Origin of the sequence: Thiohalophilus thiocyanatoxydans, from assembly GCF_004366735.1 — a bacterium.
Classification (GTDB): Bacteria; Pseudomonadota; Gammaproteobacteria; order UBA6429; family Thiohalophilaceae; genus Thiohalophilus; species Thiohalophilus thiocyanatoxydans.
This window is the reverse complement of the sequence record NZ_SOQX01000007.1, coordinates 1-12,676: the sequence shown is the minus strand read 5'-3', so window position 1 is coordinate 12,676 and position 12,676 is coordinate 1. Positions and strand designations below refer to the sequence as shown.

The window sequence follows — 12,676 nt, the reverse complement described above, 5'->3', positions numbered from 1 at the left end:
AAGTCCCGGGGGGGGGCAAAACCCTTTCCCGCTTGAGCTGTTCCCCGATCAGCGGCAGATCGGTCTGCGATAACCGGGCAGACCAGGAATGGGAGCGGGCAGGCTGATTACTCTGTTAGGCTATACTATGTTGGAATCGATTGTTCCCTGACCTGCTCTTTCCCACAACATGCAAAATCACGGAGTCCAAGTATGAATATAAATCATCTGTTTTCCATCGCGGTGCTCTCCATTGGCCTCCTGGTACAACCTGCCTATGCACAAGAGTTGAAAGTCAAGATTACCCCGGAAATCGGCAGTGTGGATGTAAAGCACAATGGCAAAACCGTTACCATCAAACGTAATCAGGACAAAGACCACAAGGTAGAGGATGACTTTGCCAAGACCTCACGCAATTGTCCGCCGTTCTGTATTCAGCCCATGTCACTGGCGCCGGGGGTTGAGACCATTGGTGAAGTGGAAATGCTGGCGTACCTGAAAAAAGCGTCTTCCGGTGACAACTCGGTTCTGGTGATCGATTCGCGTACCCCGGACTGGGTCAAGCGCGGCACCATTCCCGGTTCTATTAATATTCCCTGGGTAGAACTCAACCCGGAACGCGGTGCCGCACCATTTGATATTATCGATATCCTGACCGAGCAGTTCGATGTCAAAGAGCAGGACGGTCTGTTTGACTATTCGGGCGCGAAAACCCTGGTGATGTTCTGTAATGGTATGTGGTGTGGTCAGTCGCCGGCCAATATCCGCACCCTGCTGGATTACGGTTACCCTGCGCATAAACTTAAATGGTATCGCGGCGGGATGCAGAACTGGTCCAACCTGGGCCTGACTACAGTGAAGCCATCACAGAAAAGTAATTAGGGCTAAACAACGGTTCCAAATTCATGCGGACTTTATACGCTGGCTAACCCTGTGTGACACCCTACCGATACGGAGGATGTCAGGTAGCGCTGCGCGCAACCTGACCTACGCCGCTTTGCACCTTTTGGGAACGGGTATTTAGATAAAACGTCCAATTAGCCAATCACGCTATCCCTGTAGGTCACGCTGGCGTTAGCCTGCGTGACACCCATGCCGATACGGAGGATGTCAGGTAGCGCTGCGCGCAACCTGACCTATGCGCTTTGCACCTTTTGGGAACGGGTATTTAGATAAAACGTCCAATTACCCAATCACGCTATCCCAGTAGGTCACGCTGGCGTTAGCCTGCGTGACACCCTGCCGATACAGAGGATATCAGGTAGCGCTGCGCGCAATCTGACCTATGCGCTTTGCACCTTTTGGGAACGGATATTTAGATAAAAGTCCCGATTACCCAATCGCTCTACGTAGGGTGGAACAAGCGCAGCGGTACCACCTGAACCGGAAAAATCGGGATCCGTCGCGTTGAGCCTTGATCCAGGCTGCTCAGTAATGGACTGGTATTGGGAACGTTTATTTAGATGGGAACGGTGTGGGCCTGCCCTGAATTTAAGTAGGAAAAGCCCTTCTCCGAATGGGATGACAGGCTTGAGAACCCGCCGATTTGCCGTGCCAGGTATGATTAGCGAAGCCTGGCCGCGACATGGCCGGTTTGATGCGGGATGGTCAGGGTGGTTGTTTAGTGAAAAAGGGGTTCACATGTCCTACACTTGTCTCAATTAGAGGGGATGTAGTGCTAATTGTGGCCTCCATATCGAATCATAATCATGATGCGTAATTCAATGAGCCCTGCATATGTCCTGCAAACACACTAACTGAAACTTGCTGCCCTCTTGGCAGCCTGAGCCTATCGACCGTTCGTTATTCGTCAAAAGGAGGTGACGCGAATGCCTGAGATCACTGATGAAAGTGAGCCGCTCGTTTCAACCGAATGGGAACGAGACATACCGGGACCCATCTGGTCCTGGTGGCTCGCCGGTGCAAAACCGGATGGGGCTGGACTGAGGCGTTGGCAGCTCTGGGTGTGGTGGGAACGTCAGCGTGGAGCGCAAAAGCGGCTCTTCGCGGCAGTCCGGTTCTTGCGTGGCTTCATCGAGGCCCCGCTGGAGGCATGGGGCGGTGTACGACGTTTCGGCCATAAGACCAAGAACGTGCATGGTGTTTCCCGCTCAACCCAGTTTCGGCAACTGCTTATGCTGCGCTGGCAATTCGGCGTACGCCCCAATTCGTACTATAAGTTTCAGTTATTTAAACCAGAGCGGTTTTCTGCCGCAGCGGACTACCTCGAAGAGATCGGCCAGTTGCTACAGGTCGTCTGTCGACATTCCCCCCGGACGGCCGACGAGCGGCTGTTTTTGAGCAAAGAAGAGTTTCGACGGTGGTGCACGGCGAATGGAATACCGACCGTCGAAAACCTGATCGAGGTCAATCGAGGAGAGGTTGTCTCGCGCTTGACTGAACAGCTACCCGCATCGGACCTCTTTGCAAAACCGACTAATTGGATCCAGGGAAAAGGCACTTCTCGCTGGCAGTGTGTGCCATCCGCGCACGGCCATCACTACACCGACGGTTCAGGCCTCGAGTTAAGTACAACAGAGTTTGAAGACTTTATCTGTCGAACCTCGCTTGAGCAGGGTCGACCCTATATCGTGCAACCCGCGCTCATGAATCATGAAACTTTGCGCGGCTACACAAACGGCTCATTGGCGACTGTTCGGTTGATGACTGTGCGCGGCTCTGGCCAGTCATCAAAGCCACTGATGGCCGCCCTGCGCATGCCAACAGGCCAGGCCGTCGCAGATAACTTCGACCTCGGTGGTGTAGCGGCCCCGATCGATCTCAACACGGGCACCTGTCGCCCGGGAATACGAAAGAAGGGCCAGCTGCCCCCTGACACCGTCAACACCCATCCGGATACGGGCTCGGTGATCGCGGGACTGGCGATTCCCTATTGGTCCGAATGCCTTGCGCTGACTTGCCGCGCACACGACTTGATACATGCACAGGTACCTGTGATCGGATGGGATGTCGCCGTACTCGAGAATGGACCCATTCTTATCGAGCCGAACTACCTTCCCTGCCATAACCTCGCGCAAATGCCGGAGGGATTTCCGCTTGGTGACAGTCCATTCGCAGAAATCGTAACGATGCGCCTGAGAAAAGTCTTCTTGACCAGAAGCGACTCAGTTAATAATGAGAAAGCTGACGGAGGTCTTCAATCATAAAAGGGGGCGATGACAAACGCGGTTCATTATTATGTATAGAGTCCGGGAAATTCAGGCTCGATCGCTGGCACGATCAGTTTTCACTGTGTGTTAACGACGTCCTCCAATTTGAACCCGGTCAGCAGCCGAATTGTCCGCCACAGGTAAAACAGAATGGCTATCATCATCACGGTTGAGGGGATGGCAATCATCGGGTAGCTCAGTAAGGTCATCTGTCCGAGTTCCTCGTTGAACGCGGTCGTGCCTGCCGGACTGGTGACGATCCAGATGGCAAGCAGATAGTTCATGGTGGCGGAGAACAGGAAAGTGCTGCTCAACAGATACGTCGCATTCTGTAGTCGACGGTCAAATATCCCCCGGTTACCGAGTTCATGAAGCTTCATCTCGATCTTCTCAATATTCATTATCCGCGGGTTATACACCAATGTTCTGATTAGCGGATAGGGCGTATAGGTCGAGACGAGGATCGCGATACCGATGATCCCGGGTATCGCGGCTTCCTTGACCGCCAGCCATTTGGGGGCGAGCTCCAGAAGACCGATACCGCCGGTGAGCAATACACTGACCAGACCAAGCAGCGCAATGAAGTTGAATTTCCGGTATTTGAATAATTCAAATGTGCCCCAGCCGAGCGGAAATGCCAGCGCAATGACAAGCGCGCCGCCTGGGCCCAGATGCTCCGGGCCGCTGAGTTTCATCAGGATGGCGGAGGGGATCAGGATGCTGACCAACAGGTCGACCAGGGGTCTGGGTTTATGCGTGGGGGCGGGCTGCGCTGTCGTCGGTGTCTCGTCGTTCATTGGCTTTAGACTGGTTGTGTTTGCAATACGCTATATTACTGCACCGGTGGCCTGTTACGCCACATACACGATGTATGACCGCCATAAATCCATGTTGTTCAGGACAACGTACACCCGGCGGTCGACTCAAGGAGTTAAAGCCCTTTTCCAATAGTGAGATTGGAACGGCCTGGTCGTGAAAGTCCGGTTGCTGCGAGGGCAGGGGCGTTTTTCAGTGAAAAGGGGGGTTATGGCTCCTATACTTTATTTGTCCGGGGCCTTTCCAATCGTTGTCCCCGGCAGTGTGGATAGCGGCAGTGGAGCTGACGGTTACGAACGTCCGTTCCGGGTGGTGCGTCAAAGCTGACCCCCCCACGCCTCGCATCCCGCTTTCTCTGGCTATATGGGCGCCGTGCGTGCCAAAGGCGAATCCATGAAGACATATACCGCCCGCTCGGCCTGGTCCTGGCTTCGCGAGTACTGGCTCAACCTGCGCCGAATCCGTTTCTGGCTTGTCGCGGTCGTCATTGTGTACGCGCTTGTCGGCTTTTTTGTTCTGCCGTGGGTGGCAACGGGGTATGCGGTCAATATGGTGGCGGACGATCTCGGCCGCGATCTGCGCATCGGGGCCGTGCACACCAATCCGTTTACGCTCACTGTCGAGATCGAGGATCTCGCGCTGGACGATGTCGATGGCCAGGAACTCATTGGTTTCAAACGCCTGTTCGTCGACGTGGCGGCCTGGTCCAGCCTGTTCGAGTGGACGGCTGTTGTACCCACGGCGCGCCTGGAAGGTGCCCGTGTCCACGAAGAAGGGTTTGACTCGGGACAGACGCGTGTCACCCGTCTGCTGACCGAGTTCGTCCGCCGGCCGCTGCCGCGCGATGAAGAAGGCGTGATCATCCGGCCCGAACAGAGCGGCCCAACGGTGCCGATCGCGCTCGACGATATCGATTTCTCGCTTGATGATTTTATCCTCGCCGAGGACGCCGTCACGCCGTTTCAGGTCAGCGGTCGATTCGAGCTGGGCGGGGAATTCGCCTTCGACGGGAAGGTTCAGCTATTGCCCGGGCTCGACCTGGCCGGCACCCTCGAGGTCGAGGATCTGGCGCTCGCGCTGGCGGAACCGTTTGTCCGGCGCTTCGCCCACGTGCGAGTCGACAGCGGCAACCTGAGCACCGAAGGCGAATTGCGCAGCGGCCGCCACGACCCGCTGACCTACGCCGGCAGTGCCCGGATCGATGCGCTGGGCATTAGCGAACGCGACGGTAGTGAGGATGTCGTGGGCTGGCAGGCGCTGGCCATCGATGAGATCGATTTTCGCCTCGGCGCGCGTTTGCTCGAGCTGTCGGTCATCCGGATCGATCAGCCTTCCGCCCGGGTGTTCATCGCCGAGGACCGCAGCACGAATCTGGGCGATTTACTGGTCGATCGGCCTGCCGTCCCGGAAGCGGCGCCGGAAACTGAGACCGAACCGTTCGACATCGTGATCGGCGGCGCCCGTCTCGACGGTGGGGTACTGGCCTTTTCGGACCGGTCTCTGCCGCTGCCGTTCGCCACCCGCGTGCAGCAGCTCAAGGGCAGCATCTCGCGGCTTGCGTCCGGGCTGGAGGAGCCGGCGCGGGTTGATCTGGAAGGACAGGTCGAGGATTACGGCCAGGCCCGGATCAAGGGGGAGCTGAATCCGTGGCACCCGCTCAGCCGGGCGCAGGTCGATCTCGTCTTCGAGAACCTGGCTATCCCGGCGTTTACACCCTATGCAGTCCAGTTCGCCGGTCAGCGGATCGCCGCGGGTCGTGCGGACCTCGATCTTGGCTACGTGCTGGACGATGGCCGTCTCGACGCCAGCAACCACATTGTCCTGCGCAACCTGAAGCTGGGTGAAAGCTTCGAACACCCGGACGCGACGAATCTGCCGCTGGGTCTGGCCATTGCGCTGCTCAAGGATAGCGACGGGGTGATCAGGGTCGATATACCGGTCCAGGGTGACGTCAACGATCCCGAGTTCTCCTTCGGGCCGGCGATTCGACAGGCGTTCACGGATATACTGCAAGGCATTATCACTTCGCCGTTCAATCTGTTGGCCAGCCTCGTCGGCGGCGACGCCGACCCCGACGAGCTCGCGAAGGTGGCCTTCGTCCCGGGTTCCAGCGATGTCGCACCACCGCAACAAAAAGGCCTGGACCAGCTGCGCACCGCTCTTAACCAACGGCCCGAACTCGCCCTCAAGCTTCCCGCACCGTATGCACCGGACGCCGACCGCACGGCGCTCCAGCGGCAACAGGCCCTGGCCGCTATGGTCGAGCGGCTGGAGCAGGCGGGTCTCGACGTCGCCAACCCGAGCCTGAAGGCCGCCGAAACCCGCGAGACGCTGGAGGCGATGTTTGCCGAGCGGTATCCGCAGCAGGCGCTCGGGGAGGTTCGCGAGCGCTTCACCAGCGCAGCAGAAAATGAGCCACCGAAACTCGACGCCGCCGCGTACCGCGAACACCTGGCCACGCAAGTGACTGCCGCCCAGACCGTCACTGAAGAAGACCTCAAAGCGCTGGCGCAGGCCCGCGCCGACGCCGTTCGCAATGTCATCCTGGGTGAGGGCGACGCCCCGGCGATCGAGCCCGACCGTGTACGCTGGATGGCACCCCTTGAAGTCAAGGCCAATGATGGCACGGTCGTCCTGGAAATCGGTCTTGCCGCCGACTGAGGAGCAAAAACTTAAGGAGTCAAAGCCCTTTACTCCTCCTGGACCGCGCAGCGGCGGAACCAGCGTCACGGTCTTGTTGTCTGGTTTTTAACGGCGGCTTCCCCGGGAAGTCCGATCTTGAACTATTCTGTTCAATCCAAATGCCTTGCGGCACGGAGACGATCATGAGGACACTATTCGCGCCATTGGCGGCCATCGTTCTGTTCTTATTTAGCAGCAGCGGGTTCGCGCATCATGGCTGGGCCTGGACGACCGGCGGCAATATCGAGCTCACTGGCGTGATCACGAGCGTTCGACTCGGCAATCCCCACGGCAGACTCGAAGTGGATGTGGAAGGCGAGACCTGGACCGTCGAAGTGGGACAGCCGTGGCGCAATGAACGGGCCGGCCTGAAGGACGGCGATCTGGCGGAAGGTGTCGAGATCCGCGCCATCGGTGAGCCGGCGGCCGATGGCACGCAGAAGCACATGAAAGTGGAACGCCTGTTCCTGGGCGAGCGCGAGTACGTATTGTATCCGGATCGAGATTAGAGACCAGGGGCTGGTGGAATCGCTGTTCGCCGCGCTGGAGTCGACCGCCGTTGCGGAGTATCTGCGCGTATCACGCTGGGGCTACGCCGCGGTCATCACGACGCATATTCTGGGCATCGCGCTGCTGGTCGGTGCAATCATGCCCTTCAACCTGCACCTCCTCGGACTATGGCGGAACATCCCGCGCATGAATCTGGCGCGGGTGCTCCTGCCGGTCGCCGCAACCGGGCTGGCGCTCGCGATTGTCGCCGGCACCTTGTTGTTCTCGGTCAAGGCTGTGGAATACTCACAAATTGTGTTTTTGCAAACCAAGATCGTGCTGGTGGCGGTCGGGACGTTGTCGGCATGGCTGCTGCACCGGGCCTACGGTCTGGCGCTCCATGGCGCGATTGAACCGCGGCTCAGGGTGCATGCCACCCTGTCGACGGTGTGCTGGCTCGGCGCACTGGTCTGTGGCCGTTTGATTGCCTTCGTGTAACGCGACGCGCAATTCGAAAAACCGGGTCAGAAAACAATTGTTACAATATTAGAGAAATCTGTGCTGACCCTGACTCATCCAGGAACCTCTGGTTTAATTGAACCAGGCGGTCTGGTCAACTATGATGAATTTAACTTGTACGACGCTGTGAATCGCTCCTCAGCTTGCGAGTGATTCATTTTTCTGCACTCTGAACACGGCTCATCGGAGTCCGTGGCATTTCTCGCTAACCGGGATCAGGTCCTATGCTGGAAACAGAAGGTGTTGTACCGATTGAATTCTTCTTCCGCAAGACCGAGCTGATTGTCACCTTTTTGGTGATTCTGCTCGGGATTGCATTTGGTAATCTGCGGATCAAGGGCGTCGGTTTTGGATCCAGCGGTGTTTTGATCGTTGCGATGATAGCCGGCTACTTTTATCAATTCGAGCCTATCATCATCCTTCAGGATCTCGGCATTGTTCTGTTTTTGCTTTGTGTCGGACTGGAGGCTGGCCCGAGTTTTTTCCGTGCCTTCAAACAACACGGAAAACGTTATATTGCCAATGTCCTGGTACTGCTGGCTGTTGCGGGCGTGACCGTGGTTGCGATCATAGCCATTGCCTCGGTACCTCCCGGCGTTGGACTCGGCCTGTTTGCCGGGGCCTTCACCTCCAGCCCGGCGCTGATCAGTGCCTTGCAGTTCAGTCCGGAGAGTGAGGTTATTTTTGGTTACGGCGTCGCCTATCCTTTCGGCCTGCTGGGGGTGATTCTTTTTATTACGATCTCGGTTAAATTATTGCGCGGGCGAATGGAGGCGGAAGTGCAATCCCGTTCGCAAGTGCATACTGCCGTATACAAAGTCCATAACACCGAATTAACCGGCACTTTGATTCGCGATATCGAGCTGTTCCAGCTGCACAACGTGGTGGTATCCGGGATATTGCGCGATCTCTCGCTGCGAACGGCGGGCGGTAACACCGTGCTTCTGGTTGGTGACGTCGTACGCCTGGAAGGCCTGCCCGACGATGTAAAAACCGTGGGCGAACTGCTCGGTGAGGAGATTCATGAGAAGTTCGATGAGAACTCGGAACTCGACACCCGCTCCATCGTGGTGGAGAACACTTCCGTACTGAATCGTTCCCTGAACGATCTCGGTGTTCGACTTCGATACAATATCTCGATCACCCGTGTCATTCGCTCTAATGTGGAATTTGTCCCGCGCCACGACCTCACACTGGAATACGGCGATGTGGTTGTGGCGGTGGGGACACCCTACCAGCTTGATCAACTGGAGCTGTTCCTTGGCCATGAACATCACACGGTGCAGCGGCGGGTGGATATTGGCTCGCTGGCGGCGACGTTGTTTCTTGCCTTTGCCATCGGCGGGCTTATTATCCCGGTGCCGACACTGGGACCGTTTTCCCTGGGACTCGCCGGTGGGGCGCTGGTGGCGGGCCTGATCTTCGGCCACTTTGGTCGCATTGGTAATTTTATCGGTCGCTTCCCGCGCAATGCGACAGCGGTGCTAAAGGAACTGGGGCTGGCACTGTTCTTTGTCCAGGTCGGGTTCGATACCGGGCAGAGCTTTGTCGAGTCGCTGGACTTTCAGGCGGTCTATTACGCGGCCTACGCGGTGCTGTTCGCCGTCATTCCCATGCTCGCCAGTTTCCTGTTTGGACACTTTTTCATGAAAATCCCGGTGAGCGAATGTTTTGGTGTCATTTGCGGCGGCATGACCTTTACCCCGGGACTGGATATCATTCGTCAGGCCGACGTCTCGGAGCGACCGGTTATCGCGTATTCCTCGGTCTATCCGGTCGCGCTCATCCTGGTTATTGCCCTGGTGCAGGGGATGAATCTTGCGCTGGTCGCCCTCGGTGCTGTCGGCTGATCAAAACTCAAAGCCCCTTTCCAGGGGGGGAGACTGGAAAGGCCCGGCCGCGAAAAGCCCGGATTAAGGCGGGGGGGCAGGGGGATTTTTCAGCGAAAGGGGATTGATGCTGTCTATACCCGGTCCGGGGATCGATTCAGTGCGAAGGCGAGGCGCTTCGATGCAAAGATGCGCGGGGTCGAACTGCCATGTTGATCGTGTCGTGCCGAATTCGGCTGGCCTCGACCGGTGGGGCTCGGGCACAATGACCCGATGAAGTTGTTGTTGAAGCGACTGGCCGAGGGGACGCGCGCCATCGGCCGCCGGCCTCTGTTGGCCAGGGCGATCGACGCGCTCCGCCGGGTACTCGCCTACCCGGGGCGGTTGGGCGCGGCCATCGTCGCCCGGTTGCCCGGGGGCATTGCCGGGCGGATCCGGGCCATCGAGTCACGACATCCCCACCTCGTCGGGCAGGCCGTGGTGGTGGGTGCCGGCATAGGCATAGTGATCCTGGCCATGGCGCGGTTCAGTGACGATCCCATGCCTGTGTCGCCGCCCGCCGATCGAGCACTGCCGGACTTTCGGGTGATCGAGAACACCGGCGAGCGCAAGGCGGCGTTCATCGAGTTCCTGTCGCCCGTGGTCGAGTCCGAGAACCGGCGGGTACTCGCGCAGCGCGACAAGCTGCTCGCCCTCCTCGACGAACTTGAGGAGGGCGAGCAGGCCACACCCGATGAGCATGCCTGGCTGGTAAAACAGGCGAAGCGGTACCGGGTGAAGGCGAAAGGGGATCTCCAGCGCGCGCGCGAGCTCGCCACGCGGATCGACATCGTGCCGATCTCGCTGGCACTGTCGCAGGCGGCACTGGAGTCGGCCTGGGGCACCTCGCGCTTCGCGCGTGAGGGCAACAATCTGTTTGGTCAGTGGTGCTTCACGCCGGGATGCGGACTCGTTCCACTCCGGCGTCCGGAGCAGGCGACCTACGAGGTGCAGGCCTTTGATACCATCGCGGGATCGGTGCGGACCTACCTCAGGACCCTTAACTCGCACCCGGCCTTCCAGCCGCTGCGTGATATCCGCGCCCAGGCACGCAGGGCGGGACGCAAGCCGGGCGGGCTGGCAATGGCGGCCGGGCTGATCAAATACGCTGCTATTGGAGAGAAATATGTCCACCACATCAGGAGTGTCATCCGTCGCAACGATCTGGACCGGCTGGATGGCGCAGGCTAGCCTCGCGCTGGTCGCGCTTTTTCTGTCCACGGTGGCGGTCGCTGCCGACAGCGCGGTGGTGCTCGAGTACCATCATGTCGCCGAAGATACCCCCCCCTCGACCAGCGTGACGCCAGAGACGTTCGAGCGCCATATGGAGTACCTCGCGGCGAACGGCTTCGAGGTCTGGCCCCTGCCGCGCCTGGTCGCCGCCGTCCGTGCCGGGAAGGATATCCCGGAGCGGACGATCGCGCTGACCTTTGACGACGGTTACCGCTCGGTCTACGAAGAGGTGTTCCCGCGCCTGCAGGCGCGCGGCTGGCCGTTCACGATCTTCATCGCAACCGATTCGATCGACGACGGCGACCGCAACTTCGTGACCTGGGATCAACTGCGCGAGATGGAGGCAGCCGGGGTCACGATCGGTAATCACAGTGTTAATCATCCGCATATGATCCGGCGCCTGAAAGGCGAGGACCAGGCCGCCTGGTTGCGGCGCCTGCGGGGTGAGATCGTGGAGGCGCAGGAGCGCCTGGACCAGGAACTCAAGCGACCGGCACGGCTGTTCGCGTACCCGTTCGGTGAGTTCTCGCCGGCGGTCGCGAGGATCGTCCGCGAGCTCGATTTCGTCGGCTTCGGCCAGCAGTCCGGCGCCGTCGGGTCCGACAGCGAGTTCTCGGCCCTGCCGCGGTTTCCGATCGCGACCGCCTTCGCCGGCATGGAGAGTTTCGCGATCAAGGTCCGCTCGCGGCCCCTGCCGGTGACCGCAACCCGACCCGACAGCGGGGTGCTCGAACCCGGCGATGACCGGCCGGGACTGCGTTTGACTCTGGGCCCGGGGCCCTACCGCCCGGAGGCGATCCGGTGCTACCTGGGTGGCGATACGGTCCCGCTCGAGCTCGAGACCGGTAACCCGCCGCGCCTGTCGCTACGCCCCGCCAGGCCGTTGCAGCCCGGCCGGTCCAAGGTCAATTGCACTGCGCCGGCGACCGATGGCGAGCAGTGGTTCTGGTACAGCTTTCTGTGGATGAAGCCGCTGCCGGATGGCAGCTGGTACCGGGAATGAGTCGCTACTGACGGCCCGAAAAAACCGGGTCACCGAACAACCGTAAAAGGGGACGTCGCTGACGAATGCGTCTCCTTTCATTTGAAAAACGGTTGTCACAAACAAGTTTTTCGAATCCTGAAATTCGGGCGGGCCGTGTTGCCGCCAGTTAATGGTAGTATTTAAGGACCGCCCCTATCTTGTCACTTTTTAACAAGCTGTTTCCTCTTTCGCGTAATCGCGCTTTGCCGCAACTCAAGGCGATCTATATTGCCGGTTCGGCGGGGGCTGAAATGCAGTCCGTCGATCGTATCCAGGCGCTTGAGCAAACCGGTCTGGGCGGTGATCGTTACAGTGTCGCCAGGGGCTACTGGCAGGTGACCGAAGCCTGCCAGGTCACGCTGATCAGCGAAGATGATCTGGATAAAGCCAAAAAGAAACTGTCAGAGCCCCTGTGTGCCAGGCTGGATACGGGGCATCATCGCCGCAACCTTGTGATTAGCCATCTCAAAACCCGGGATTTGCACGACAAGACCTTTCGGATAGGCGGGGCCATTTTTCGCTACCATAAGCCTCGCCCGCCATGCGGCTACCTGGACAAGATCGAAGGCAAGGGGCTTGGGGGCGCACTGGGCAAAAACAGCGGGATATGTGTCACCGTTATCAGTGGAGGTGTTATCGCGGTTGGTGATCGCGTCGAGATTGTGCCCGATTAACCACTCGAGGAAGAAAATCTAATTTCCAGTTCAAGAGGTCAAAACCTTTTCGGGTGAGCAAAGGCATGCTTCGCGATTTTGTGGGGATACCTCAGGCCCTGACCCGACTAAACGCTTATAACCTAGTTGTGTAAACCCACCAGGTTGTTCACGGAAAGCCCCAACCGGCTAACCGGCGGTTTGTAATCCAGGCTGGCATGGGGGCGGTGCCAGTTGTACTCA

The 12,676-nt window shown here is 58.7% G+C and carries 10 protein-coding genes; 9 read left to right on the top strand and 1 reads right to left on the bottom strand.

Translation table 11 applies throughout. From position 1 onward, the window contains the following. The first annotated feature begins 192 nt into the window (after positions 1-192). Positions 193-861, top strand: a complete 669-nt coding sequence (locus EDC23_RS11470; RefSeq protein WP_134084699.1) for a rhodanese-like domain-containing protein — start codon at positions 193-195, stop codon at positions 859-861. A 947-nt stretch (positions 862-1,808) separates the two neighbouring features. Then, a complete protein-coding gene (locus tag EDC23_RS11465) occupies positions 1,809-3,146 on the top strand; it encodes a sugar-transfer associated ATP-grasp domain-containing protein (protein WP_134084697.1) in 1,338 nt (445 codons plus the stop codon). An 80-nt stretch (positions 3,147-3,226) separates the two neighbouring features. On the opposite strand, the gene EDC23_RS11460 is transcribed toward EDC23_RS11465, so the two are convergent. After that, positions 3,227-3,946 carry a VC0807 family protein gene (locus EDC23_RS11460; RefSeq protein WP_134084695.1) on the bottom strand — a complete coding sequence of 240 codons (720 nt, stop codon included), beginning with the start codon at positions 3,944-3,946 and terminating at the stop codon, positions 3,227-3,229. Positions 3,947-4,358: 412 nt separating this feature from the next. On the opposite strand from EDC23_RS11460, the gene EDC23_RS11455 reads away from it, so the two are divergent. The 7 genes from EDC23_RS11455 (at position 4,359) to EDC23_RS11425 (ending at position 12,454) form a co-directional block, all read left to right on the top strand. Further along, positions 4,359-6,626 carry a DUF748 domain-containing protein gene (locus EDC23_RS11455; protein WP_166668851.1) on the top strand — a complete coding sequence of 756 codons (2,268 nt, stop codon included), beginning with the start codon at positions 4,359-4,361 and terminating at the stop codon, positions 6,624-6,626. 164 nt (positions 6,627-6,790) lie between these two features. After that, positions 6,791-7,156: a DUF6152 family protein gene (locus tag EDC23_RS11450; RefSeq protein ID WP_134084691.1), complete on the top strand. Its 366-nt coding sequence runs from the start codon at positions 6,791-6,793 to the stop codon at positions 7,154-7,156. 13 nt (positions 7,157-7,169) lie between these two features. Next, positions 7,170-7,634, top strand: coding sequence for a hypothetical protein (locus EDC23_RS11445; RefSeq protein WP_134084689.1), 465 nt, complete (start codon positions 7,170-7,172; stop codon positions 7,632-7,634). A gap of 245 nt (positions 7,635-7,879) precedes the next feature. Next, positions 7,880-9,505, top strand: coding sequence for an aspartate:alanine exchanger family transporter (locus EDC23_RS11440; protein ID WP_134084687.1), 1,626 nt, complete (start codon positions 7,880-7,882; stop codon positions 9,503-9,505). A 252-nt stretch (positions 9,506-9,757) separates the two neighbouring features. Continuing rightward, complete coding sequence (locus EDC23_RS11435) at positions 9,758-10,714, top strand: glucosaminidase domain-containing protein (RefSeq protein WP_134084685.1); 957 nt, start codon at positions 9,758-9,760, stop codon at positions 10,712-10,714. Beyond that, positions 10,650-11,759 (top strand): polysaccharide deacetylase family protein, encoded by a 1,110-nt coding sequence (locus EDC23_RS11430; protein ID WP_134084683.1) that lies wholly within the window; start codon positions 10,650-10,652, stop codon positions 11,757-11,759. Before EDC23_RS11435 ends, EDC23_RS11430 begins: the two co-directional genes overlap by 65 nt. 179 nt (positions 11,760-11,938) lie before the next feature. After that, a complete protein-coding gene (locus EDC23_RS11425) occupies positions 11,939-12,454 on the top strand; it encodes an MOSC domain-containing protein (protein WP_134084681.1) in 516 nt (171 codons plus the stop codon). The last annotated feature ends 222 nt before the right edge of the window (positions 12,455-12,676 follow it).